A 24,610-nucleotide genomic window follows, 5' to 3' on the forward strand; every position below is an offset into this window, starting at 1 on the left:
GGGTCTGAACAACCGGGCGGAGAACAGCCACCAGCCAACCAGGCAGCGTGAACGGGCGATGAAGGGCTTCCGCTCCGTAGGTGGGGCCCAACGGTTCCTGTCCGCGTTCAGCGGGATCTCGCCCCACTTCCGACCCCGCCGCCACCTGGTGACCGCACACTACTACCGAGCCGAAATTTGTCACCGCTTCGCCATCTGGGACGAGATCACCGGCGCTGCCGGCTGGCCCACCACGGCCTGAACACAGGCCCGGACCGGGGCCCACCATGCCCCGACGCTCCGTCAAGCACGTACACACCCAACAACGTGACAGCGCCGGAAGAGCCCTTGAAGGGCAGAGCCACCGCGAAGGCTGTCTGGGTACCAGAGGCGTGCGCGGACGAACTCGAAGACCGTGGCCTGAAGACACGCTGAGGATGGCACTTCCCACGACCGTGCGTCTTGGCGCCTCCCGCGCAATGCAGCACCACCCAGATCTGGCGGAGGCGGCCCAACCCCGTGCCGAGTGCGGTGGCTCAAGGCTTGACCGACGCCAGTGCCGGTCAAGACCATTTGATGCCCAGTTCGGCGAGGCTGGCGAGCCAGGTCACCGGCACCGCCGACCTGCCCGCGGCAGCCTGACCATCAGGCCTCCACCCGGCCCCACCACGCCCTCAACACCCCTGCCCCGAACAAGTTGACAACGCCCTCGTACGGGTGCGGCTATACCGGCCAACGAGCCAATGGTTCGTTTGTGGAGTAGTGGTCGGGGCAGAGGTGAACCAGCGACTGGGCGATACCCGGTTCCCATGCTGTACTCAGCTTTGAGGCGATCGGAGAGTGAGTGACCAGATGATCGAGCGTTTCCACCGTTCGGTGGCAGCGAGCCCGCCGTCCTGTGCCGATCCCGTCTTCGCCGAGGCGATGGACGCACGCCTGTGGAGGTGAGCGCGTGAGTTCTGAGGGGTTTCAGCACGTCAAAGTCGGCGACATCGATATTGCCTACGTTGAGTCCGGCCAGGGTGAACCGCTGGTTCTGTTGCATGGCGGGGAGAGCCATAGGGGGCAGTTTGATGCCTTCCGCCCCCTGTTAGGCGCTGGAATCCTGGCCATCAGCTTCGACCAGCGTGACACCGGCGACACACTCAACGGGCCCGAGCCGTACGACATCGTTCGGCAAGCTGCTGACTGCGCCGACTTCCTTGCCGCGCTGGGATTTGAGCGCGCACATGTTATGGGAGTGTCGTACGGCGGAGCGATCGCCATGCACCTGGCGATCCACTACCCCCAGCGGGTCGCGTCTCTCATACTGTCAGGCGCCACCCCGAGCTGGACCATGACCGAGAGCCTTGGTGACCGCATCGTCGCCATGGGGCCGGACGCGCGGGCGCAGTTCGCGCTGGACCTGCTCCTCACACCCGAGGGGCAGGCGAACGACCCGCAGCTCGTCGCCGACACCAAGCGCGCCCTGCGGGGGCGTCCCGTAGACGCCGACGCACGCCGCATGACAGCGATTCAGAACCACGACTGCACTGCCCGGCTGCATGAAATCACGGCTCCTACTCTCGTGCTGCATGGCGCGGAGGACCCCATCGTCCGCGCTCAGGTCGCCGAACTCATGGCATCGGAGATCCCTGGCGCACGTCTGGTGATCCTGCCGCGTACTCGGCACGGCATCACCTTCGAGGCCCGTGAGCAGGCCGCACGCCTGGCGCGTGACTTCGTGCTGAGCCATGCCGTGGGTACGGTCAGCACCGGAAACGGAGGATGACAGGAGCGGTCACTGCGCGGTCGGACGTCGTTGCGGTTGGCGGAAGCCGAGTTGGCGCTGTATCGGCCTTGCGCGGCCTCCCGACGTGCCTCACGGAGCACGGACCACTCGGCGAAGGGGCGGATGACCCGGCGGCGGGCCGCCCGCAGGTGAGCCCCCAACCGTCACGGTCGTCGCCGAAGCGCGCACACGCCGTCCCTGGGCGGCACGCGAGCGGCTGACCGAGAAAGTGCCCCGCCCGCGACCGATCGGCGTCAGTCGCGGGCGTGAGATCAGGGCTGCGCTGCGGGTATGTTTGCGGCTGGGCCGAGACGGCAGGGCGCATGGACGCTTGTGCACGTAGATCGTGATGCCGGGGCCCGACGCTCCGGGCACCTCGTACGGCTTCGACTCCTCGCGGGTCACGGGCTGGTGGCAGCGGTCGCACATCATCGGCGGGCCCAGCGCTTGCCGGAAACCCCATCCATGCTGCTCACGCCGCATGTTGGTACTCATTCAGGATGCCGCCGAGCCGTTCGCGTCGGCGTATGTCGAGGCGGGCTATCTCGTCCGGATTGGCAATCGGTGTGGGCAAGGGGCGTAGCGGCCGAGTGTTCGCGATGCCCTGGTGTGGGCGGTGGGAGTTGTAGAACTGCTCGAACTCGCGCAGGGCATGTAGCAGATGGCGCTGGTTCCAGATCAAGGTGCGGTCCAGGAGCTCGCGTCGGCAGGTCTGCACCCATCTTTCCGTGATCGAGTTCATCCTCGGCGTCCGGACAGCGCTGAGCACGGCCTCGATCCCCGCGTCCTTGAGGGTCGCGTCGAACAGGGCCGGGAACTTGCCGTCCCTGTCCCGGATCAGGAACCGGGCCCGGCAGCCGGCGTCCTCGAGGTCCATGACGAGATTCTTCGCGGCTTGCGCCACCCAGGAGGCGGTCGGGTGCGCGGTGGCGCCCAGGATCCGGATCCGTCGGTTGGTGTGCTCGATAACGGCGAAGACGTACAGCCGCGCCCCGGACAGGGTGACCGTCTCGAAAAAGTCGCATGCGCGCAGGGCGTCTGCCTGTGAGCGCAGGAAGTCGGCCCAGGTGCTGGAGGAGCGCTGGGGCGCGGGATCGGGCCCGGCCTCCTTCAAGATCTCCCAGACGGTGGACGTGGCCACCTTCACCCCCAGCACGAGCAGCTCGCCATGCACCCTCCTGTAGCCCCAACTGGGGTTCTCGTTCGCCAGGCGCAATACCAGGGCCCGGATGGAGTGCACGGTCCGCGGTCGTCCTGGGCGCTTGGGGCGGGAGGCGGCGCCGTGGCGGCGTGCGAGAAGGTCGCGATGCCAGCGCAGTAGCGTGTCCGGGCGTACCAGCAGCCGCACTCTGCGGAGCACATCCCTCGGGAGTCGGTGCAGTAGCGCCGCCAGGAACGCCTGATCGCTCAAGGTGAACCGTACCCTCATCTCGCCCAGTTGGCTTTCCAGGACCGTGATCTGATGGCGCAGGGCGAGGGTCTCCGCGTCCTTCTCTCGATTGGCATGGTCGGTGTGGGGATCAGCGGGTGGCCGGGGCGCCCGTTCACCGAGATCGTGGACACCCTTACCCAGGTGGTGGTCCGCACGGGAGCCGTCTTCAAGGCCGCACCGAGCCGCTACCCCCACATGTCCCTCGCCTACGCCTCAAACGGTGCTGAGGACGTCAACGCGGTCACCCTCAGAGCCGCGCTGGCAGCCATCGAGCAGCCGTTGTCCGGGCCGGTGCTCGTGGACCGCCTGCATCTTGTCGAGCAGTGGCACGACGGCGCGCACATCATGTGGAATCCGATCGCCCAGGTGCCTCTCGCGGGGGTGGAGGCATGACCTCGTTTCCCGGGCCTCGCCCGATGCACGGTGATGTCGTCCAGCTCACCACCGACACCACCTCAGCGACCATCACCGGGAGCATCACGTCCCAGGGCATCCTGCGCGACGGCCGCGGGTTCGTTGAACTCACCCTGCCCGATGCCGACCCGGAGCAACGACGCGACCTGGAGCGGACCCAGCGGTACCAGTACGAGCTGTACAGCGGCGGTGCGCTGCTCTACTCGTCTCCGCGACTGACGCTCAGTGAGACCCGCGGGGCGAAAGACGGAGCTCTGGTCGTGACCGGATCTCCCTGCCCCCCGACGGCCGAGTGCCCCGACGCCTCCGAGGCTGATGGAGGGCGGCCGGATCCCCAGACTTGGGAATCCGGCCCCCTTCGTGTGCCCGCAGCGCAGCATTCGCACGACAACGTCAGGCGTCGCTGTAGAGAACCCACATCACCTCCGTTGTTCAGGTCGGGTCGCCTGACAGCCGGGGAAGTGCCATCCGTTGGCCTGCTCCCGCTGGACGAAGGCGGACACCATAGTGAGGTTCATGGGCGGGAGAGTGCACACGCCGGCGGCTTACCGTCGCGGGCTGGCGGGGCAGCCCGCCTGGCGGGCTGCCTCGGTAAAGATCTGGTGATGGCCTCCCGCCCGGCGGGAAGCACCCACGATCAGGCTTTTGTGCAGGTCACGGGCGGGGTTCCATGGCCGGATGCTCAGCGAGAAGAAGATCGGCCCGAGAGGGTGGCCGTACTACTGCAACGGTGTGATGGTCGGCGACGGATACCGCCTTGCGGGCGTACCGCTGCGCGACGCGCAGGATCAGGCTGGTGTCCCGCCCGGGTTCTGGACGGGCCGGGGCCTAGCCGTGGTCGGCCTGACGGTCGGGGACGTGGTGACCGAGCGGCAGGCCGAACTGCTCCTTGGGGAGGGCCGGTACCCGGACGCCGACCGGATCGAGCGCGAGCTCCTGGAGGAGGAAGGCGCGCGGGTTCCAGGAATCCTGGGCGCCAGGGGACGGGAACCCCTACGCGAGTCCCCGAATCATAGGGCCATGCGTACGGGTTGACGGCTGCCGATCAGACATCACCAGGGGTATCCGGGTGGACGGGGCACCGCCCGAAGCCTGCGCCCTCCGGTGCTGAACGTGTGCCGCAGGAGATGCGCGTGGGCGTAGGGCAGAGGGTGTGTCACGGCGGACGTCGACCCAGGCGGCGCCGAGACCTCCGCGGGCCGCGCGTCGACGGCGACACGTGGAGCCAAGAGGTCTCCCACGTCCAGCAGTTCTACGTCTACGCGAAGAAGAAGCTGTGGATGCCGGAAGTGCTGATCCCGCAGCAATTACCGCGCGACGGCTGAGACGAGCAGAAGATGCCGTCACCCGCCTTTCCTCGGGGAGGTCGCTCGGGGGCTTCTCGTCTCCGAGACGCCGCAGCCTTCGTCAGCTATGGGGAGGAGTACTGGCTGGGGGACGCGGCGAAGGAGGCCCAGTGCTCGTCCCTGCCTGTGACCCCTGCCTTCAGGCCGTTGCGCCAGAAACAGAGGGCGCTGAGCAGATGGGCCCGCCTTCTCGCGAAGACGTTCCCTTCGCTGACGACGCCCGGCGCCCTCACCCTCGCAGCCCCTGGGAACGCTCCAGCCCGCGGGCGCGGTGCTCCGTACAGTGAGGAGCACGACCCGCGGGCTGGGGAGGAAGGGCTCGGGTCAGCCGCCCAGGATGCTGTCGCCCGGGGGGCCGCCGATTAAGGCCACGTTTGCGCAGTACGAGGGAGACGCGTGGGGCACGTGCGATCTGCGCTCCAAGTTGGCGAAATGTATGGCCGGGAACCCGCTCGAACAGACTCAGTGCCGGCTGTTAGCTTCGCTCAGACATTGCCTTTTTTGAGGAGTGCGCCTTGAGGACGCTTCCGTTAACCATCCGGCGGATATCCATGCTGGCCGCCGCGGTGGCCCTGGCGACCGTGGGCACCCTGGGTAGTGCCCCGGCCGCGTACGCCGCCGGACCGGTCGAGCTTCGCGTTGTCCCGCTCGGCGACGGCTACGAGGCCGGGCTCCAGCAGCAGGCCGGGTACTGGAACCTGAACCGGCTGTCGGCCGCCGCGCTCAACGGCGACGGGGCCGAGGCCGTCGCTCCGGCGGCCGGATGGGACGACACCGCCCGGCCCTGGGCTGGCGGCGGCAAGGTCACCCGGACGGCGGGCAAGCTGGTGATGCGGATGCGCAACGCCGATGGCACGGGCACGACCGATGGCCTCGCGTCCTGCACCGCCACGGTGGTCAAGAGCCAGAACAAGAGCGTCGTGGTCACCGCGGCCCACTGCCTGCGCATCAACTGGGGCCTGAACGCTCCGCTGGACCTGAACCAGGTCGCGACGAACGTGCTGTTCATCCCCGGCTTCCGGGGCGAGAACCTGCCGCGCGTCGCGCCGGGCACCGACCTGAACAGCGGCCCGGCGATCGGCTCCGACGTCGCACCGTACGGCGTGTGGGCGGTGACCCGGGCCTGGTGGACCGAGGGCTGGGCGGCTCAGGCCAACCACTTCAACAACAACGACATGGCCGCGATGGTCGTCGACAACCCTGCCGACGACCGCCCGATCGAAGTGGTCGTGGGCGGCGGCCAGCCGATCGGCTTCAACCCGGCCCGCACGACGCCGCGCACCAACTTCGGCTACCCCACCGTGAACTTCAAGAGCTACAGCGGCCCCAACTTCTCCAGTACCGGCGTTGCGGTGATCAACGGCTCCCCGAACGTCAACAACGTTCCCGCCGCGCAGCAGCGCATCTACGACGGACGCTCCCTGCTCTTCAGCCAGGGGCCGTCCTGGATCAACCGCGAGTGGTGGTGGGACACCAACAGCGACCTGATGAAGACCCAGCTCAGCCCCGGCGCCAGCGGCGGCCCCTGGTTCAAGGACTTCGACCCGTCCACCGGCGAGGGCGTCCTGGTCGGCGTCACTTCGCACTTCGCCCAGTCCAGCACTGGCGGCCTCGACGCGATCGCCGAAGCCCAGTCCCGTGCCCCCAGCCCCTACATGGCCGGGACGAACTTCGGCGACCAGGAGAAGGCAGCCTTCGAGACGGCCCAGTCCGTCACCCCCGGAGCCTGACCATGACGGATTCCCTCAAACGCGCCCTGGGCGTGCTGGTCGCGGCCGTCCTGCTGTTGCTGCCCACCCCCGCCGCGCACGCCTCATCGAGGCCACCGTTGGCCGACGGGTTCGGGCTGACCCAGGTCACGAGCGCCGCCAGCTCGGCTCCGACCAACACCGACACCAACTTCGTGATCACGGTGAAGTCCGATGAAGTCCACGGCGAACAGAACATCCGGATCATCCTGCCGAGCGACTACGCGGCCAACCCCGCCAAGCGCTACCCGGTCCTGTACTTCCTGCACGGCTCGCCGGACGACCCGTCCAGCCCCTTCTACGGCAACGCCGCGCTCACCGGGGCGTCCGGCATGATCACCGTCGTGCCGGACGGCGGCAACCGTGGCTGGTACGCCAACTGGCTCAACCAGAACACCGCCGCCGGCGCCGCGAACTGGGAGAACTTCCACATCAACCAGGTGATCCCGTTCATCGACGCCAACCTGCGCACCATTGCCACCAAGCAGGCCCGCGCCATTGCCGGCATCTCGATGGGCGGCTTCGGCGCCTTCCACTACGCCCAGCTGCATCCCGACCTGTTCAGCCAGGTCGGCTCCCTCTCCGGCGACCTGGAGCTGGGCGCCAACCAGATGGCTCTGCGCCTGGTCGTGGTCGCCTCCCTGACCAACGCGACCGGCGCGCTGTGCGCCTCCACGTCCGGGACGGTCGCCTGCGACGGTGACGCCTACGCCCCCGGCGTGGACAGCGACGCCCTCTTCGGCACCCCCTACCCGGTGTTCAACGCCGACTGGCGCTGGAACCAAGCCGACCCGGTCGCCAACGCGGCCAAGCTTAGGGGCATGGGCATCCACATCTACATCGGCAACGGTGACGGCGGGAACTACGATGTCCGGGAGTGGTGGCTGGAAAGCGGCTCCGCCCACATGAAGGCCAAGCTCGACGGCCTGGGCATCCCCGTCCACTACGAGAACTACGGCAACGGCGCCACCTGGGGCGAGTACTGCAAGGGCGGCGGCCACGAAGCCGGCTGCTGGTACCAGGACCTCCTTGACCTGATGCCCCGCCTCCAGTCCTCCCTCACGCCGGCAGCCTGACTCCAAGCGGCGGGTGTCCTCGACACCCGCCGCTTTCGGCTCGCAGCCACCCGGAGTGTCTCCGCCATCAGCGACTTCCATGCGTGCCGTGCGTGACTCTCTCGCGTCCGCGGGGGAGCGCTCCTTCCCGAGGACGAGGCGTGGACCGCCGATGCCTGGAGAACGGGGGTCAGAGCGGTGATGCGCTCGAGTTGGTCGTGCTTCGAGCGGAGGTCGAGCGCGGCGAAGCGGATGACGAGAATCGCTGTTCAGGACGTTGCAGAGGCGTCCGAAAGGTGGCAGAGGTTCACTCTCTGCCCAGGGCACTTGTTCTTGGCGCTAAGTCGCTGTCGTGTTCGAGTAGTGCAGCCGTAGGATCACGCCATGACTGCCGATGCCCCGCTCACCCGAGAGTCGTTCCGGCGCCTCCATCCGATCAGCACGCCCCGTCCGGTGTCTCAGCTGCCGGATCGTGTTTGGACTGACGAGGACTGGGACCGGATCCAGCGCGGATATCGAGCCCGGGACATGGATGAGAAGTGGAACGTCTTCGTCGAAGGCGATGTCCTTTTCATGCACCGGAGTTGGACCGGTCATGGCGTCTATGAGGCGTCCTTTGCCCCCGTGATTGGTGGTGGGAGGAGGATCGCCTCGGCTGTGGTGGAGGCTGATGTGGAGCGCTATCGGAGAACAGACGACGATTACGACAGCCTGATGATGGAGCTGATCGTCAGTGCGATCATCCTTGGTGAGCCCGCCGCCGACCTCCGGGCCGGTCTCCTGGAGTTGACTGCCCGGGCTTCGGGGAGAAGTGATCTTCCCGCGGGCGTGGTGGAGCACAGTGTTCTGGGATTGCGATCGGGATCGTAGGCGCCGCAGCCCGGCGAGTGTTCACAGCCCCGGGCCGTTCGACTGGATCACGCGTTGCAAGCGCAGGATCTCGCCGTGTGCGGCGGCCAGTCGCTGTTCGAGTTCTTGGACGCGCTCGCGGTGGGTGGTGCGCTCACGACGAAGAGCTTCGGTAAGGGTGACGAAGAGCTTCGGTAAGGGTATGGACAACCGTGCCGTCGTCGACTGAGAGTGCCTGAGGGGCAGACCGGTCTGCGGTCCGTTGCTGGCCGCGCAGGGTCTCGATGCGTTTCCGCAGGTCGGTGTGGGCACAGAGGAAGTCCAGGCTGACGCCGGCCGCGCGGGCGACGGCCCGGAAGTTGATCTCCTCGCCTTCCTTGATCAGCCTTCGGATGCCCGCCTCCGCCCGTTGGACGGCCTGCTGGTGCTTGTCCTGGGCGGCCTGCCGAAGGGCGGCGATCCGCCGGTCAGCAGGAGCCACGGGTTCCGAGGCCGTTTCGTTCAGCCGCTCGCTCATGAGAGTGACGCCCCTTTGCTGTCCGAGGCGCCGACGGCGTCCTGGTAGCCGGTGCGGCCGAGCACGCCGGCGTCCCGGACCACGGTGGTGCTGTCGGCTGGCTGGGCTTCGAGGGCGAGGATCTCCAGCTGCATACTGCGGATCTCGGCGTCGCGCTGTTCCATCCAAACGTTCGTCCCGCTCATCGGCTCGCCGTACCGCTCGGTGTGTCGGGCCTGCCGGGTGGCGGCCAGAGATTGGGTCTCGGCGAGTTGGCGCTGGATGTCCGGCAGGAAGGTGCGGTCGGTGGGGAAGTGGTCGCAGCCGTGGCAGGCGTTTCGCACCACCGTGGTCCGAGGCGCCGACCTTCAACGGCACCATCATCGAGACCGGAACCGACTCCTACCGCCTCGCCATCACCCGAGCACGAGCCGAAGAACCTGCCCAGGCCGGCTAACCGCTGCAGACTCCGGGCCTACGGCCTGCCAGCTCTCGCCCAGGCGACGGGCCGTCGGCCCGAGATGCTCCATTAGGCTGCGCTGGCCATGGATACGCACGCCGACCCCGAGCAGCCACGGCACGACGCGATCGCTTTCGGTCCGCCGATCCGGCAGCTCTTCCGAGACGTCATCGCCGACCGCATGCCGGGCCGCAGGCCGCCCCAGGCGGTGATGTTGTTCGACGCCGAGATCGACCCCTGCTGGGACGACCGGAGCTTCCTCGGCGACTTCTACAACGAGATCCTCCACCAGGACACCTGCCAGCCCGCCACCGCTGACGGCCTCGTCCTGCTCGCAGCCCTCGCCGTCGACGACCGGATTCCCGCCCGACCCCGATTCCAATCCATCGACCTGCTGTTCAGGGCTGCCACCGTCGCCGAGCGTCACCTCGCCGAGACCTGGCCAGCCACCCCGCCACACGCCGATCCCGACAGCGAGGCCCGGGCCCGCAGCACGGTCCAGGATCGCACTCCAGATCTACTAACCCGCTGGTCGGCCGAATGCCCTGCGGTTCGGCTGGCCCTTGCCGGCCTCGCCGTCGTCTTTCCGACGGACCGCACCCTGCCCGCCCTGACACCGCGCCTGCAGACCTTCACGCACCAGCACCCCCAGGGCACCGACATCGGCGACTACGTGCGGTTCACCCTCGTGCTGGCCGCCCAGGACGAGGACCGAATCCTCACGGTCACAGAGGAACTCACCGACGCCTACTGGACGGGAACCGCGCGTGGAGTGCCGACACGTGCACGAGCGCTCCACCTCCTCGGCCAGATGCTGACCAAGGTGGGAGCCGGACTCACCCGGCCACGCGCCGGGCAGTGACGCCCGCGGGCACGACGAGCGACGCACCGCGCATGGCTCGCGCTGCTATGTCTCGTGAACCCCGGCGGGGAACACACAGCCCGTGCGCTTCGACGAAGTACCGGGCCCGGCGGCTCAGGCCTTCTGGCGCCCGAGGGGGCAGCCGCACTCGCGCGTCGGCCCTCATGGCTGCTTCCTGTCGCGGGAGGGGTGAAGCACCGTCGCGGCGATCTCCCGTACCCGGTCCCGGGTCATTCCCGTGCGCTGTTCCACGGCGAGGGGGTGGTCGGTGGGTTCGAGTTCGACGAAGGGGCGCTCGCCGACCGGCCGGGTGTGGACGTGGGTCTTCAGGTTGAGGGTCGTGGGCGAGTAGGCAGAGAGGTCAGTGGTGAGCCAGCCGAAGTAGGGCTCCTCCGCTTCTCGGCCGGTGGTGTCCCACAAGTCCGCCGCGCGGGAGAAGTTCTCGCGGCTGAGCGAGACCCAGACAGCCCAGGAAAACACCTCGTCGCTGCCGATGACCGGTATCTCGATCAGACCCTTGACGAAGTAGTGCTGTGCCCGGATCACGCACTGGTCCGACGAGAGCAGACAATCGTCCGCGTCAGCGAAGCCCGGATCCCACACGGCCGGGGCCTCGGCCGTGTAGTTCATGGGCAGCTCAGGGTGGTGCGCCCCGCAGCACGAGCAGAGGAATCCAAGATCACCGGTCATGACGTGGAGCCTAGGGACCCCATCGCCACCCTTGATCGGCACCCACGGGCACCAGCAACGAGCATGCAGACCAACTCCAGCGCTCATCCGGGGCCAACTCGAACGCTCACGGGCCAGCCTCGGCGTCCAGTCGCAGCCGCCTGGCGACCTCCGGCCACGCGCACCACACGCGGTCATTCTCATAAATGAACATCTGTGAGAGTTCTGCGAGAGCCCCCGGAATGATCGTGTTTCCGCAGGTCGCCGTTCGCGAAAGTCCTCTCGAAACCTGCATGCTGTGCGAGGCATTTCTGAGCCTCCAGACGGTCCTCATGACTCCAGCGTCGTCCGCTGACGGTCGAAGCACATCCCCCGCATTCGCCCCCAACCACCCGCCCGGTGCTGCCACGGGACGGGCCGGACCGTCATGGTCGGGACGACCACAGCCCCGACCATGACCCCGGCCACGCCGCGCGCAGCCCCGACCACGTGTGAAGAAGCCGTCGGGAACAAGGTCAGCAGCCAGGCTGGGAAAACGGATCGACGGCTCTGCGCTCCACGGGCGAGGATGCGGGGTTGTCGCTCACCCTGCCCGGAGGTCCCGTGGGATCCAGAGACGCCTACATCGACTTCACGTTCACGTGCCCGACCACGGTGCGCGCCGTTCTGGATGCCCTGACCGGGGCGGGGTGGTCCGCGGCGGTACCTCCTGAGGGCGTCTCGTACATGATCAACGACGCGGGCGACATGTACGAGTGGTACGACAGCGCGCCCGGCGGCCTCGGCGAGGTGCTGGTACTGCTGGACGCGCCGGGGAACCTGCTGTACACGGTGGCCCTCAACGTCTACCACTCGGAGGCGGGGACAGGCGGCATGCTCATGTTCCTGCCCGGCCGCACGGACGTCTCCTTCACGCCCACCATCGACCGTCGCCGCGTCCCGGCGGCGCCGGAATTCACCGACCTTGCCTGGTACCTGCACGCCCTCGTACCCGCCCTCGTCACGGCAGGGCTCGAAGGGTACGAGGCCAAGGAGGTCCGCTACTGACAACGCCGGCTCAGCCGCATGCCCGACAACAGGCGAGGTGGGCCTGCGCGCGGGTACGGGGGCTGCTGCAGCGGGCGCGCCCCGGTCTTTGTCACCACCGTCTTGCGCCGCCAACCTGCTGCGCTGTCCGTACGGCTGTTCCCTCCGGGCGGCATGACTGACCAGGCGCCCTCGGTGGACCAGGGGTACCGACGTTGCGACAGGGGTTGCGCCTGAGGTTGCGGCGTCTGTTGCGGCTATAGGTTGCGCCTGCTGTTGCGCACCCCGGGGAACAGCCCCCGTCTTCGTGCAGGCCACCACGCGGTTTTGGCGTAGTCGGACTGCTGACATCCCCGTTGCGGCCGCTTTGCCCATGTCTCTTGGCTGAGTGAAGGAAGAAGGGACGGGCGGGATGGGCGGCGCGGGCCGGGCCGGGGACCGGGACGCGAGCAGTCGATTGCGCGTCGGCCGGGGCCGCCGCGCCCGCACCGTCGTCAGCGCGGCCACGCCCGGCGGGAGGAAGACGTCGATCGGCCCGAAGAACCCGCGGCTGGTTCCGATTGGCTCTGTTCACGTCGTCGTGAACACCGACTCTCTGCCCCTGGGGCAGAGGGCAGCGCCGCCGAAATCTCTCCCTGTAAGGAGAGGGGCTCAGTTCGGTCGTCTATCAGCTCGGGCGCCGGGTGGCCCGTGGTCTGCTGAGTTCGACCTGCTCAAGCACGAACAGCTCACCACGTGGGCGACCCGACTGCAGGCTGGCCGGGCGTCAAAGCATGGTGAGCTGCTCGTGCTCGGGCAGGTCGAAGTGCGTGATACGCCCTTCGTGGCCCATCTCTTGCAGCTCTCTGGCCTCGTGGGCGCTGCGGACCAGGGCGTGATCTTCCCTCGCCCGGGACGAGGTTGCTAGCAGGGAGGGGCATGGACGCACGACTCCGTACAGGGACCGGCGTCGCTTGTCCTGCGTGTAGAGCGGTACTCCGTAGGCGTAGGCCGGGTCCATCAGCAGCTTCTCGGGGATCTGCACCCACAGCTTCTCCTCGCGCCAGGCCCGCTCGGCCACCGCGGCGAACAACTGCGTGATCTGCTGCTTCGACAGCCTGTGCCACCACGCGTTCGCCGCCTCCACGGCCTGACGCTCCCGCTCCTCCCGCTCGGCCTGCTCCCGGGCGAGACGCTGAGCTTCCTCGGCCTGCTCCCGGGCGCGACGGGCTTCCTCCTCGGCCCACTGCCGGCGCCACGCCTCCATACGGATACGGGACTCTTCCTCCTGCTGCTTGTGCCAGCGTTCGGTCTCCTCCGCCTTCCGGATTCGCTCCTTCTCCTCCAGCTCCCTGCGTCGGAGTTCGGCAGCCTTCTCCTGCAGACGCTGACGCTCCTCGCGCTACTCCTTCGCCGCTTCCTGGCGCTGCCGCATCAGCTCGTGCCGCGTCTGGGCGTCGGCCGACTGCAGGGATGTCCACCACCGGCCCCGCCGGAACCGCAGCCGCTCGCCGTCGACCACACGAGGCACCCGCCGGTAGCGCGGATAGACATCCGCCTGCTCCTGCGCTACGTCCACCGCTACCTGCCTGCTCTCCGCGACGGCGAGCAGGTCCAGGCCCTGCGCCAGATCTTCGTGCAGAACTACTGCACCGACGCCCAGGACCGCCCGAAGTGGAGGGATGCGGAGGATGCCGGCCTGCCTCCCTCGGCCGTCGCCATCGTCTCGCCCTACGACGTGAGTGCTCGCTACGCGCGCCGGGGCGAGACGCGTTGGAAGGGCTTCCTGGCGCACGTCACCGAAAGCTGCGACCCGGACACGCCGAGCGTGATCACCGACGTGACCACCACCAAGGCTCCCGTCCACGACACCAAGGCCCTCGCCGGCATCCTGGTCAACCTCCAGCATCGAGACCTGCTGTCGAAGGAGCACTTCGTCGACGGCGGATATCTCTCCGTCGCACTCAAGCAGCAAGTCGCCCGCGAACACGGTGTTGGCCTGGTCGGACCGATCCGGGCCAGGAGCACCCGCCAGTCCCGCAAGGGCACCGTCTTCCACCGTGAAGCTTTCAACATCGACTGGGACGCAAAGCAGGTCACCTGCCCGCAGGGCAAGGTGAGCCGCCGGTGGTCGACGCCACCCTCCCTCGCGCCCTACGTCAACGTCGAGTTCTCCCCAGATGACTGCCGCCAGTGCCCGGTGAAGACCGCCTGCACCCGCACCGACGCCCGGAAGGTCTCCTTCCTGCCGCGCGATCTCTACGACATCCAGCCCGAGGCCCGGACTGAGCAGCAGACCCAGGAGTGGCTGTCGCGGTACTCGCTGCGGGCTGCCATCGAGAGCACGTTCAGCGAGTTCGTCAACGGCCACGGCATGCGCCAATGCCGCTACCGCAGCCAGGACAAGGCTCACGTCCAGCACGTCCTGACCGCCATCGCGGTCAACCTCGAACGCATCAGTACCCACCTGCCGCCAGCACCACCTCGGCAGCCCCGAAACCCAACCGCTCTCCAGGACTTCCTCGACTGGCAGCACATCCCGCGACCCCGGTCCTGGCGCGTTGCCACCCACCCCGCAGACTGACTTGATCATTCGGTGGTGCCCACCACCTTGCCCCGGAACCTGCCAAAGCCGATTCCGGCGAAGGACCAGCCTCCAACCTGCGGCCGGGAGCGTGACCTCAGCTCATCTGGTCTCCGTGATCACTGGACAGGCCAGCTGCAGCCGCCCAGAAGAAGACGTGCCCGCACGTGGGGGATGGCATTCGCGAGCGTTCGGCGAGGACGGTCAGCGCACGGCGCAGTTCCGTGCCCAGTCGGATGAGCTGGAGGCTGTACTGCCCACCCCTGTAGGCGTACAGCCGGAAGACCTTGACGGCCAGTTCGTCGCGGCCGTCGGCGAAGGTGTCCGGGAGTCCGGCGAGCAGCTCGAAGTCGCGTTTACCGGTCGCCGCGTCAGCCACCGCGCTCAGAGGTAGGACGTCAAGTTCTGCGGCAGATACGGAAGTGTCCATCGCGACGGCATGGGCGGCCAAGGCCGCAAATACCTCGATCAGCCGCTCGCCTTCCACGATGTTGATGCCCCAGGCCCCCAGGTGCTCGTGGCGGCGGGCCTGGCGCCACGCCTCCTGGTCCACCACCGGCAGCAGGACACGGCCCAGGTGCGCGCAGCGACGCCACAGCAGGTCGTGATCGGAGGCCACGGTCGATCCTCCTTAGGTGAGTGGAACACATGGGGCCGAGGACCAGCCCGACCGCCGCAGGCCCTCCAACTTCCCACTACGCGCAATGCACGTACAGACCGGAAACCAAGATCCCCGACAGCGTCAGGTACTCACTGGCTTCCTGCTCCGTGGTCCACTCCCCGCACCGTGCGGCATCCGGCCTGTCCGTAGGGGATGGGGCACCCGGCATCCCCTAGGGACCCCGAGGGGGGTTTCCCCCTTGCGTCCCGGGGGGTCACTCCATGTCCCTGCGGAGCGGCCGACGGGCATGATCCATCCATGACTTCACGGCGAACGAAATCCCGGATTCTGGCTGGTGCGGCGGTCCTCGGCAGTGTGTCCGCCCTGCTGGCTCCGGTCTCGGCGGCGGCCGGCTCCCACAGCGAGTGGGCGCGAGGTGGGGCCGTCGTCTCCGTCGAGCAAGCGGCCGACCTCACAGCGGAGGAAGTGGCCGGGGAGCTCCAGGGAAACATCGACTCGTCCCAGGTCCGCTACGGCGTGACCGCTTATCGGGTCACCTACCGCACCGCTGACAGCGCAGGCGCCCCCACGACCGCGAGCCAGCTCGTCGTCCTGCCCAAGAACGGGGCACGCCACCTGTCCACCGTCTCCTGGCTGCACGGCACCACCGTCTACCGCAAGGACGTCGCCTCGGAGAATCCGAAGTCGAACGACCGGATCGCCGCCCTGCTGTTCGCCTCGACCGGGCGGGCCGTTTCGGCGCCCGACTACGTGGGCCTCGGCTCGGGCGAAGGCTTCCACCCGTACGGTGACCCTCGGGCCACCGTCGCGGCCTCGGTGGACGGCCTGCGCGCGGCCCGGACCCTCGCCCACCGGAACGGCCGGGAGCTGAAGCGGAAGGTTCAGGTCAGCGGGTTCTCGCAGGGCGGCCCCGCGACCATGCTTGTAGGCCGGGCGCTTCAGCAGGAGGGCGCCGACCGCTACTTCCGGCTGGGGGCACTCGCCCCGGTCAGCGGCCCCTACCACCTCTCGGCCTTCGAGGCCGCCGCAGCCGACGACAAGATCGCCAAATCCGGCATCTACCTCGCCTACTTCGTCACCGCCTGGAACAAGATGTACGGCCTCTACACGTCACCCGGCGATGTCTTCCGCTCCCCCTACGCCAGCGAGGTGGAGGGTCTCTTCGACGGCTATCACACCACCAAGCAGATCGTCGACAAACTCCCGGCGGCCTCCAAGGACCTGTTCACCGAGGACTTCCTGAACAAGATCCGCAAGCCTGACGGTGTCCTGAAGGACAAGCTGCGCCCGATGGACAACACGTGCGACTGGCGGCCGAACGTACCGGTGGAGATCTTCCACGGCTGGAGCGACAAGGACGTCGACTTCAGTCACGCGACGTACTGCGCCGACCAGTTGACGAGGAACGGCGCTGCTCCCCGACTGACCGACGTCGGCGACTACGACCACAACGGATCGGTGCGACAAGCCCTGCCCCGGATCGTCAGATTCTTCGACGAGTCGGTGAAGACCGACTGAAGCGCACCGGCAATGGCTGGTCGAGCGGAGCGTGCACCCAAGCGTGCCGTTCGTCGCGTGTCGGACACGCCCTGGCTGTCTCGGCCCTGTTCTCGTCGTCGAGCGCAGCACCAGCTACCTGATGCCGGCCCCGCTGGCCGGGAACCATGGCGCGGCCATCACTCAGGCCGCACTGACCGAGGCCGCCCACCTTGCTTCCGCCGCATCTGATCCGGTCCTGACCCGGGACCGAGATGGCCATGCGCAAGGCGTTCACCTCAGCCACCGGCATGCCGGTCTACTTCTGCGACCCACATCGGTCCCAGGGGCTTCGCGGAGCTGAAGACGGCCGGGATGAACGGCCTCTATCTCACTGATCTTCTCTGCACTAAGTCAAGAGAGGCTGGCCAGGTTCCCAGCGGGAACGGAAAGGCGGCCCCACGAGTGGGGCCGCCATGGACGCATAGCCGGGGGCTCTTCCGGTGGGTCGCTGGGTCAGTTGTCCTGCGCGTTAGTCCCGCACATCGTCGCGGACCGCGGCCGCGCGGCAGCGGAACGGTGAGCTCACCGTGCGCGCCGGCCCCGCCGGAGACCCGGTCGCGGGCTGACCCCCTCCTCTACGCCGAGGCGCCCGCGCCCTTCGTGCCGCCCGCGCCCAGGTTCCAGGGCAGGGCGGTGTACTTTCCCGGGGCGAACCGCTCGACTGCGTCAACGATCAAGTCATGGTGAGCCGGCCTCCGTCGGCGCCAGAGGGAGTTTCCGAGCGAGTAGAGAACAACCACCCTCGGCCCGCCAACGGCGATCGGCTTCTCCGGGAGAGCCCCTTCCTTCAGCACCAACAGCAGCAGGCTCTGCCTGCTGTTGAACCGAACCTGGTCGATATCAGCCCACCGCATGGTCTCCGTGCCCCCACGCTGCACCTTGCTGATGCCCGCCGGATCGATGCGCAGGGCCGGATATCGCGACACCAGGGCGATCAGCGGCAGCAGGGTCACTACTCCTCCCAACACCGGTAGTCCCACATAACCGGCGACACCCGCCTCGCCCATGAACCCCATGTCTTCACCCGTGATCAGCACGCCGACCACAAACAAAATGAGTCCTTCGAAGAGCACCAGGCAGAGCATCGCAGCGAGGACCAAACCCAGGTAGAACCCGCCGCGGCGCGCCCGCTCAGCGGGGAGCAATAGCCCTTCGGTGGAGCTAGAGGGCGTGGACATGATGTTTCCTCCATTGAGTCTCGGGCGGCGAGTGCACGTCGCACAACTCTCCGCCGGCGAAGCGTGATTGGACATCCCGTCTGAACTGTCCAGGCTTGTAGTGCAACCTCAACACATGAACCGCCACGGACTCTCCCCCGGTTTCCAGTCGCCCGACGGGCCGGGGTATCAGCCTTGATGAGTCCGGGCCGCGCATCGGCTCAGGTGGGTAAGGTCGGGGGAGTTGATGAGCTGGCGGGGCTTGAGGCAGGTGAAGATCGCGAAGACCCACCGAACCATCCACGCATGCTCGTGACCAGCCGAGCCCGCCGGCCGCGAGCGCCTCGGACTGCTGCGGGTACGTGAAGGGGCGATCGTGCTGCACTCGATGCGGTGGCCGGACGAGCCGCAGCCCCGAATCCCTCACGCCCAAGGCCATCGACCTTGGCAACGACGAGATCGAGCGGGCCGTCCAGCCCACCGACACCATGGCTATGGACGACATCAGCGGCTTCCGGGACCTGTACCGCGACGCCCTGGAGGACTGATCGAGGCGAAGTCGGAGGGCAAGGAACCCCCGGGAGCCGGCAGAGGGAGAGAAGGGGGAATCCGGGAAGGTCGTGGACCTCATGGCCGCCCTGAACGCCTCCGTGGAGGCGGCCAAGCAAGCACGCGGTGAGCACGACGAGGACGCGACCGTGCACGAGATGCGGCCCCGTAAGAAAGCAGCCGCGAAGAAGAAGTCCGCTCCGGCGAAGAAGACGGCGGCCACAAAGAAGGGCACGGCCAGGAAGGCAACTGCGAAGAAACGCGGCGCGTCCTGATCTGAGCCGGGCCCGGATCTTTCGGAATCGCAACGGCCGCGCCGCTGGGCCCTCACCGCATCCTGATCATTCCAGCCCGCTACACTCCCCACACCCAAGCCGCTGACCAGCACGAATGAAGAAGTCCGGCTGGAGTACTAAGCGTAACTGGCTCGCTTCGGAGGGGATCATGGCGTTACTTCTCTGCGGTACGGACCCGAACTCGGGTGGAGGGAACTGCCCTGCGGTGTGGGTGGACACCGACACCGCTGAGGAGTGGGCGTCCGTACAGGCGGAGGTCAGGTCGATTCTGGCTGCCGTGACGGGACCGTACTGTGCGCCTCTGACAGTGCGTCAGCCGGAGGCGGCTCGTTGCTGTCAAAATTGCGCCGCCGGTTTTTCGGGCGGCGAGTTCTGGTCATGGGGGCTGTCCTGCGACTGTGCGCCAGCAAGCTGGGCGGGCCGGCGAATCCGTCGGACGACCTGACGAAGGGACTGTTTTCCATGCGGTACAAAAAGTGGGCGTCGATGACCGGCGCTGTGCTCTTCGCGGCTACGGCACTGAGCGGCTCGGCGACAGCGGCACCGGCACCGGCAGGCGCGCCTTCCATGGCCTCCGTGTGCGGTGATGCATTCCATTCGAGCAGGAGCGAGGGGCACGCCTGGATCCGGTACTGCGACAACAAGACGTGGGCGTGGGCCGACGTGACGGATGACAAGGCGGACGGCAGATGTCCAAGACTGACGGCCCAGCTGATTTCCGGCGGGAACGTGCACTCCCCGGGAGTGGGCCCGAAGGGCTCGACCCAGTACCGGGAGGTCAGGGCTTCTGCCGGCAACCCGATCTACGTGGCGGGGCTCAGCTGGGTCAGCTGCTGATCCCCTGAGCACGTCTTCAGCACCGCACCGGCTTGTGCCAGGAGCATTCGAAATCGGTGGGCGAGGCCGTTGACCGTGCGCCTCCAGGGCGTACGGACCTCGTGGTGTCCTCCGTCGAGGACGCGAGCGTGACCACGCTCGCGTCCTCGATGTCCCTCACCGGATCTGCCAGGTAGTTGTTCAGGATGATGCTGTGGCCCAGTTCGCATCCCGCCGCGTCCGTGACGTAACCGGGACAGCGCCGAGGCGACCGCCAGCGAACCCGTCTACCGCATCTGACCGACGCACACCCAAGGGCCGCCACGCGACCGCCTCTCATCGTCCATGGGGCCCGTGAGGCGCTCGCTGTGCGGTTGCAGCACCTGCGTAGGGAAGACCTTGAAGATCACCGTATTGTTCCGTACTTCGCCCGCCGTGTGGGCCGCGCCCGTCGCCCTCGCGCTGCCGCTGCTGTACTACCTCGGTCCCGGCCATCCCCCGGCCGACAACTTGGGATACGCACCTGAGATCACGTCATACCCGCTGCGCTTTGCTTACCCCTTCGCCTACGCCGTCGCCTCCGCCCTCGCCGCCTGGGTGTCCCGAGGCCTGCGGCAGGCCGGCATGTGGGAAATGAACCACGCCCGCTCCCGGTACCGCATCGCCGCCCAAGCGCTGCTTCCGGTTGTCGCCCTGGCCTGGATGATGCTGACCCTTCCTCTGGTGGCCGCACTGTCGGCGGAGGGCGTGTGGCCAACGTGGGACAGCGTCTCTCCGCTGGTCGTGGGAATGATCGTGTGTGTAGAGCACGCGATCATCGGATTCACCGTCGGGCGGTGGGTGCCGAAAGCGATCGCCACGCCGCTCCTCGCGGTGGTGACCTGGGCGGCCGTGGCATTCACCGTGACCGTCGACGCTCCCTGGGTACGGCACGTGTCGGGTGCGTTCCCCGAACAATTGATGTTCGGCGAGGCACCCGCGTGGGAGGCGCTCTGGCCACACGTCGCGTTCACCGGCAGCATCGCTGCGGCGCTGATGGTGGGGTGGCTGCCGATACGGCGCCGGGCGGTGGCCGCGGCCACCGTACTGGCCCTTGCCGCTGCGGGAGTCACGAGTACGTACGAGGCCGTCAAGGGCTACAACTACACCCCACCGCTCAAGACGTACGCGGTCACTATGGAGTGCGGACACACGGGCCGGACGGCCGTGTGCATGCCGGAGCAGACAGCGGGCGCTTTGCCCCAGGCTGTGGAGGCGACCCAAGGAGTCCTGGCCGACTTTGTCGCGGTTGGTGTCTCCCTGCGGCCGAAGACGGTCATCGATACTCTGCCCGAGGGGCGCTTCGCCACACCGTCGACGGCCTCGACCTGGCGGGTTCCCTTGACCGCTTCCACCGGCCGCGACGACGCCACGTTCGCTGTCGCCGTCGCCGCGACGGGCATGAACTGTCCAAGTCCAGACCCTCTTCTGCGCCGCGTGGTCATCGCGTGGGCCGCTCACGTGACTGGTACCACCCGGTCCTGGGAACGGCTGCGCGCGACCATCGCCAGAGCGCTGATCCGGGGTACAGGGGGCTGGGGTGAAAAGCTGATCACCGGTGGTGATGCAGGCCCAGCCGGTGGACAAGGTACCGGGCGGCTGCGGTCAGCCGGCGTCGGGGAGGTTGAACAGCCGTTGGGCCCGCCGGTTGTTCTCCTGCCGGAGCGCGGTGGTCCAAGGCCAGGGGTCTTCAGGCTGGAGGTGGCCCTACTTCTCCCGAAGCTGCCACGAAGTGACAAGTAACTACACGGTCGGATTTTCGTCCCGCCCCTGCGCGATCTCGGCCGGAGGCCGCCGAACACGGCCGCGTGATGGGCTGGATCACGCCCGAGCTGCGTCTGGAACTGCCGACGCTGCCCGATTAGAGGAAGTGGCCGGCGTATGTGTGTGGCCCCCGTCGAGACCTCGTCTCGGCGGGGGCCACAGTCGTTCCCAGGCCGGGAGCGTCCTACGGGGTCGAGGGGGCGCTGGAAGAACCCGGGCAGTTGACGTTGAGGCTCTTGAAGTCGGTCCATTCGTAGGTGCCGGTGGCGTTGACGATGACGAGGCGTTCGAGGCCGATGCTGCCGTCTTGCTTGCAGAACTTCTTGCGTCCCTGCGCGTACGCCTTGTGCTTCAGGACGCGCTCCAGGTCGGCCCTGGTGTAGTAGTAGCCGTCGCCGACGTTCGGTTCGAGGTTGATCTGCACGACGCGTTCGAAGCCGGGCGGGGCCTGCTCGGGGCCGCGCTTGCCCTGGGGCTTGCCCAGCTTGTGCTCGCCGTTGAGCTGCTCGACGGCGTCCCCCATCCGCTCCCAGAGCTTTTTCCAGGATGTGATGGTCTTGACCTGGACGGCGCGTTTGAGTTCCTGCCCGTCGCGGGTGCTGGTGAAGATGTAGTCGGTCTTGTACGTCTTGCCGTCGCCGGCCTTGTAGCCGCCGTCGAACCAGACGCGGGCGTTGGGGTCGGTCTTCAGCAGGTGCGCGACCTGTTCCAGTACGCGGACGCCGCCGATGGCGTCGGTGCCGTCGAGGCTGTCGGCGAGGTCCCCGAAGTTCTGGAGGCGGCCGGAGGCGGCGATCGTCATGAGGGCGGGGATCTGGCCGCGCATGTTGGCGTCGCGCAGGGCGTTGACGGCTTTCTGGTTGGCGGCTGTGTCGTCGGCGGGCAGGTTCTTCGTCATCTGGTCGAGGATGTTCGCGACGGAGGGCATCAGCGGTGTGGCGACGAACACGTCATCGGGTTCCAGCTCCCGTGCGTGCAGGCGCCGGCCCACGTCGGGGTCGGGCCCGTACAGGGCGGTGGAGAACACCCACGAGTAGTCGGTGTGCCGGATGGTGCGCCCGGTGCCTTTGGCGATGTTGGGGCGGGATCCGCTGGCCTGCTTGGACTGTCCGGGTGCGATGGTTCCGAGCGGGTGGACTCGCTCGTTGGTGCCGGGGAACGTCAGGTGCAGGACGGCTTCGCCGGGCTGGTCTCCGTTGTTCGTGACGGTGAACGCGTACGAGCACGGATCGTTCGAGCACAGGGAGGGGGTGTCGGAGGTGGTATCGAACACCGGGCCCTGGGATGCCTTGACCTTCTCGGCGGACGTCAGCGGCGGCTTGGCGTTGGCCTTGGCCTCGTCGGCGGCCGCGCGAGCAGCAGCGGTCTCCTTGTCCGGGGCCGGGGTGGGCTTCGCCACCAGGTACGGGTTGTAGAACCTGTCGTCGCCGTCGTCGGACGGCACCCGGTACACCGTGGACACGGGCCTGCTGTCCATGGTGGTGCGCCAGGCGGCTGTCTTGACCGGGCTGGCATCGGCAGGGTTGATGCCGACGACGAACACCGTGTGCGGGGCTTCGTCGGCGATGACGACCGTACGCTCTTGCGCGATGTACGAGGTGGCCTTACGCCCGTACGTGGTTCCGGCGTCCTCCGCGACCACCGTGGGGTCGGCGGTGACCTCCCGCACGATCGAAGCCAACGCCTTCGGCGTCAGCGAGCCCGCATTCAGACCGAAGGCATTGAGCATGTGATACCCGGAGCGTTTGACCGGTGCCACCCAATGCCCGCCACTGGACAGGTCGGTGCCGTAGTGCGGATCCTGCTGCGCCCAGAAGTCGTTGTCGCCCTTGATGTACAGCTGGTCGCCGGACCAGGCGATGGCGGCCTGCCCGGTTATGGGCATCCGCAGGGTTCCGCTGGCTATGCCGTCGGAGGTGACGGTCAGCTCGGCCAGGGTCTGGGGTTTTCCGTTGCCGGGGCCGTAGGCGGCCGACAGGTGCACGCCCGGCATGGCTTCCAGCTCCCGGGCGGCCGCCGTGCCTCTGGCCGGCGCGACAGCCGCCCGGGATTCACCGCCCCCACCATCGGAGCCCGCACCGGAACTGCCGGAGCTGTCCGGCCAGAGGATCGCACCGGCGGCCACGATGACCGCGGCGCCCAGAGCCAGGGCCGCTTGCAGGCGCCGCTTGCCCGCAGGGCCGGCCGGTGGCGCGGCGGGCGGATGCGGCGGCGGGGGCGGGGGGACAGTCGGGGGTGCGGGAGGCAGGGGCGGGGGCGGGGGGACAGTCGGGGGTGCGGGAGGCAGGGGCGGGGGCGGGGGGACGGTCGGGGGTGCGGGAGGCAGGGGTGCCGTGCCGTCCGGGCGTGGCTGGTGGGGCGGTATGGCGGGTGGGGGCGGCTGCCTCTGCGGCTCTGGTTCGTCGGCACTACTGCCTGGCTGGTGATCGTTCACGCTGCCCCCTTCGTCATGTCCAGCGGTTGACTGCGCCCGACGACGGGTTCTTCGGTGCCGGAGGTTGTGTTGCGCATCTGGGGACACTAGGCGGACGCGCACCGGGCCCTTCAGCTGGTTACCGGCCTTTGTGTGGCCGGTAACCAGCTACGGGGCAGGTGCGGGCGGAGCCCTTCCAGCACCACCTCCACCAGGCGGCCGACGAGACTCTCCCACGGCGTCTCGTCCTGGTGTTCTGGCTGTTCGGCCCCCTTTGGCTTCGTCGATCTCTGGGAACAGCGTTTATCGACGGGTTCCGGAGTCAGTCGGCGATCACTCGGCTCGTGACTATCGAGCAGAAGTGACGGCGCTGTGCGTGGGGGCGGCGAAGAAATGGGAAGGCGGGAACCGACGGGGCGTTGGCAGGATGTCCGATCTCAACACCCGATGGGAAAGGACTCGACAGCTATGGCTCGTGCCATCACGTTGATCCGCTCTGCCTCCCTGTCCGACGTCGCCGAGTATGCCTACGCGGCCACGGCGCCCGCCGAGTCACGCCTGATCTTCCTCGCCGGGGCGTGTCCACTGAACGATGACGGCTCCACGGCAGCGATCGGTGACTACGTGGGTCAGGCCATGAAGTGTCGGCGGCGGCTGAACTTGGACCCACTCTGGCCGGTTGAAATCTGACCCAGGTGTCTTCGGTTTGGTTGGTTCAGTCGTTGTCGGTGGTGGCGGTGGGGAC

The 24,610-nt window shown here is 67.9% G+C and carries 21 protein-coding genes and 4 pseudogenes; 17 read left to right on the top strand and 8 right to left on the bottom strand.

Annotated elements, in window-relative coordinates:
- Both IEZ15_RS40050 and IEZ15_RS40055 read left to right on the top strand, forming a co-directional pair.
- A pseudogene (locus IEZ15_RS40050) lies at window positions 1–241 on the top strand (IS6 family transposase); the annotation flags it as partial.
- Window positions 242–931: 690 nt separating this feature from the next.
- Window positions 932–1,750, top strand: a complete 819-nt coding sequence (locus IEZ15_RS40055; protein ID WP_189281916.1) for an alpha/beta fold hydrolase — start codon at window positions 932–934, stop codon at window positions 1,748–1,750.
- A gap of 472 nt (window positions 1,751–2,222) precedes the next feature.
- Here IEZ15_RS40055 and IEZ15_RS40060 read toward each other — a convergent pair whose 3' ends face one another.
- On the bottom strand, window positions 2,223–3,179 hold the full coding sequence (locus IEZ15_RS40060) for an integrase core domain-containing protein (RefSeq protein ID WP_229846461.1): 957 nt from the start codon (window positions 3,177–3,179) through the stop codon (window positions 2,223–2,225).
- A 9-nt stretch (window positions 3,180–3,188) separates the two neighbouring features.
- Between IEZ15_RS40060 and IEZ15_RS40065 the strand changes: the two genes are divergently transcribed.
- The 6 genes from IEZ15_RS40065 (at window position 3,189) to IEZ15_RS40090 (ending at window position 8,615) form a co-directional block, all read left to right on the top strand.
- Window positions 3,189–3,575, top strand: a complete 387-nt coding sequence (locus IEZ15_RS40065) for a hypothetical protein (RefSeq protein ID WP_189281936.1) — start codon at window positions 3,189–3,191, stop codon at window positions 3,573–3,575.
- A gap of 699 nt (window positions 3,576–4,274) precedes the next feature.
- Window positions 4,275–4,631 (top strand): hypothetical protein, encoded by a 357-nt coding sequence (locus IEZ15_RS47485; RefSeq protein ID WP_373302736.1) that lies wholly within the window; start codon window positions 4,275–4,277, stop codon window positions 4,629–4,631.
- A gap of 98 nt (window positions 4,632–4,729) precedes the next feature.
- On the top strand, window positions 4,730–4,921 hold the full coding sequence (locus tag IEZ15_RS40075; protein ID WP_189281917.1) for a hypothetical protein: 192 nt from the start codon (window positions 4,730–4,732) through the stop codon (window positions 4,919–4,921).
- Between the two features lie 536 nt (window positions 4,922–5,457).
- Window positions 5,458–6,672: a trypsin-like serine peptidase gene (locus IEZ15_RS40080; RefSeq protein ID WP_189281918.1), complete on the top strand. Its 1,215-nt coding sequence runs from the start codon at window positions 5,458–5,460 to the stop codon at window positions 6,670–6,672.
- Window positions 6,673–6,674: 2 nt separating this feature from the next.
- Complete coding sequence (locus IEZ15_RS40085) at window positions 6,675–7,766, top strand: alpha/beta hydrolase (RefSeq protein WP_114248453.1); 1,092 nt, start codon at window positions 6,675–6,677, stop codon at window positions 7,764–7,766.
- Window positions 7,767–8,129: 363 nt separating this feature from the next.
- Window positions 8,130–8,615 carry a hypothetical protein gene (locus tag IEZ15_RS40090; protein ID WP_189281919.1) on the top strand — a complete coding sequence of 162 codons (486 nt, stop codon included), beginning with the start codon at window positions 8,130–8,132 and terminating at the stop codon, window positions 8,613–8,615.
- Between the two features lie 133 nt (window positions 8,616–8,748).
- On the opposite strand, the gene IEZ15_RS40095 is transcribed toward IEZ15_RS40090, so the two are convergent.
- Window positions 8,749–9,111 (bottom strand): DUF6262 family protein, encoded by a 363-nt coding sequence (locus tag IEZ15_RS40095; RefSeq protein WP_189281920.1) that lies wholly within the window; start codon window positions 9,109–9,111, stop codon window positions 8,749–8,751.
- Window positions 9,108–9,434, bottom strand: coding sequence for a hypothetical protein (locus IEZ15_RS40100; protein ID WP_189281921.1), 327 nt, complete (start codon window positions 9,432–9,434; stop codon window positions 9,108–9,110). Before IEZ15_RS40100 ends, IEZ15_RS40095 begins: the two co-directional genes overlap by 4 nt.
- 20 nt (window positions 9,435–9,454) lie before the next feature.
- Between IEZ15_RS40100 and IEZ15_RS45890 the strand changes: the two are divergent.
- Together IEZ15_RS45890 and IEZ15_RS40105 are read left to right on the top strand one after the other, a co-directional pair.
- Window positions 9,455–9,547, top strand: a pseudogene (locus tag IEZ15_RS45890) (ATPase); the annotation flags it as partial.
- An 88-nt stretch (window positions 9,548–9,635) separates the two neighbouring features.
- Window positions 9,636–10,412, top strand: coding sequence for a hypothetical protein (locus IEZ15_RS40105; RefSeq protein WP_189281922.1), 777 nt, complete (start codon window positions 9,636–9,638; stop codon window positions 10,410–10,412).
- A 162-nt stretch (window positions 10,413–10,574) separates the two neighbouring features.
- Here IEZ15_RS40105 and IEZ15_RS40110 read toward each other — a convergent pair whose 3' ends face one another.
- Window positions 10,575–11,042 (bottom strand): DUF2199 domain-containing protein, encoded by a 468-nt coding sequence (locus IEZ15_RS40110; RefSeq protein ID WP_229846462.1) that lies wholly within the window; start codon window positions 11,040–11,042, stop codon window positions 10,575–10,577.
- Window positions 11,043–11,684: 642 nt separating this feature from the next.
- On the opposite strand from IEZ15_RS40110, the gene IEZ15_RS40115 reads away from it, so the two are divergent.
- On the top strand, window positions 11,685–12,128 hold the full coding sequence (locus tag IEZ15_RS40115; protein WP_189281924.1) for a hypothetical protein: 444 nt from the start codon (window positions 11,685–11,687) through the stop codon (window positions 12,126–12,128).
- Window positions 12,129–12,873: 745 nt separating this feature from the next.
- On the opposite strand, the gene IEZ15_RS40120 is transcribed toward IEZ15_RS40115, so the two are convergent.
- Window positions 12,874–13,353, bottom strand: a complete 480-nt coding sequence (locus IEZ15_RS40120; protein WP_189281925.1) for a hypothetical protein — start codon at window positions 13,351–13,353, stop codon at window positions 12,874–12,876.
- A gap of 30 nt (window positions 13,354–13,383) precedes the next feature.
- Here IEZ15_RS40120 and IEZ15_RS40125 point away from each other — a divergent pair, with 30 nt between their 5' ends.
- Window positions 13,384–14,670 carry a transposase gene (locus tag IEZ15_RS40125; protein ID WP_189281926.1) on the top strand — a complete coding sequence of 429 codons (1,287 nt, stop codon included), beginning with the start codon at window positions 13,384–13,386 and terminating at the stop codon, window positions 14,668–14,670.
- 97 nt (window positions 14,671–14,767) lie between these two features.
- Here the strand turns inward: IEZ15_RS40125 and IEZ15_RS40130 are convergent, their stop codons facing one another.
- A complete protein-coding gene (locus tag IEZ15_RS40130) occupies window positions 14,768–15,289 on the bottom strand; it encodes a hypothetical protein (RefSeq protein WP_189281927.1) in 522 nt (173 codons plus the stop codon).
- 300 nt (window positions 15,290–15,589) lie between these two features.
- Here IEZ15_RS40130 and IEZ15_RS40135 point away from each other — a divergent pair, with 300 nt between their 5' ends.
- A complete protein-coding gene (locus IEZ15_RS40135) occupies window positions 15,590–16,810 on the top strand; it encodes a lipase family protein (protein ID WP_189281928.1) in 1,221 nt (406 codons plus the stop codon).
- A 596-nt stretch (window positions 16,811–17,406) separates the two neighbouring features.
- Here IEZ15_RS40135 and IEZ15_RS40140 read toward each other — a convergent pair.
- Complete coding sequence (locus IEZ15_RS40140; RefSeq protein ID WP_189281929.1) at window positions 17,407–18,009, bottom strand: PH domain-containing protein; 603 nt, start codon at window positions 18,007–18,009, stop codon at window positions 17,407–17,409.
- Between the two features lie 313 nt (window positions 18,010–18,322).
- Between IEZ15_RS40140 and IEZ15_RS45895 the strand changes: the two are divergent.
- The 3 genes and pseudogenes from IEZ15_RS45895 to IEZ15_RS40160 form a co-directional block, all read left to right on the top strand.
- Window positions 18,323–18,812, top strand: a pseudogene (locus IEZ15_RS45895) (non-homologous end joining protein Ku); the annotation flags it as partial.
- A 483-nt stretch (window positions 18,813–19,295) separates the two neighbouring features.
- The gene (locus IEZ15_RS40155; protein WP_189281932.1) at window positions 19,296–19,670 is read left to right on the top strand and encodes a hypothetical protein; all 375 of its coding nucleotides are present in this window, start codon (window positions 19,296–19,298) and stop codon (window positions 19,668–19,670) included.
- A gap of 378 nt (window positions 19,671–20,048) precedes the next feature.
- On the top strand, window positions 20,049–21,431 hold the full coding sequence (locus IEZ15_RS40160; protein WP_189281933.1) for a hypothetical protein: 1,383 nt from the start codon (window positions 20,049–20,051) through the stop codon (window positions 21,429–21,431).
- Between the two features lie 205 nt (window positions 21,432–21,636).
- On the opposite strand, the gene IEZ15_RS40165 is transcribed toward IEZ15_RS40160, so the two are convergent.
- On the bottom strand, window positions 21,637–23,445 hold the full coding sequence (locus IEZ15_RS40165; RefSeq protein WP_189281934.1) for a hypothetical protein: 1,809 nt from the start codon (window positions 23,443–23,445) through the stop codon (window positions 21,637–21,639).
- 888 nt (window positions 23,446–24,333) lie between these two features.
- Between IEZ15_RS40165 and IEZ15_RS40170 the strand changes: the two are divergent.
- A pseudogene (locus IEZ15_RS40170) lies at window positions 24,334–24,507 on the top strand (RidA family protein); the annotation flags it as partial.
- Window positions 24,508–24,610: the final 103 nt, after the last annotated feature.

This window comes from Streptomyces atratus (genome assembly GCF_014648655.1).
Classification (GTDB): domain Bacteria; phylum Actinomycetota; class Actinomycetes; order Streptomycetales; family Streptomycetaceae; genus Streptomyces; species Streptomyces atratus.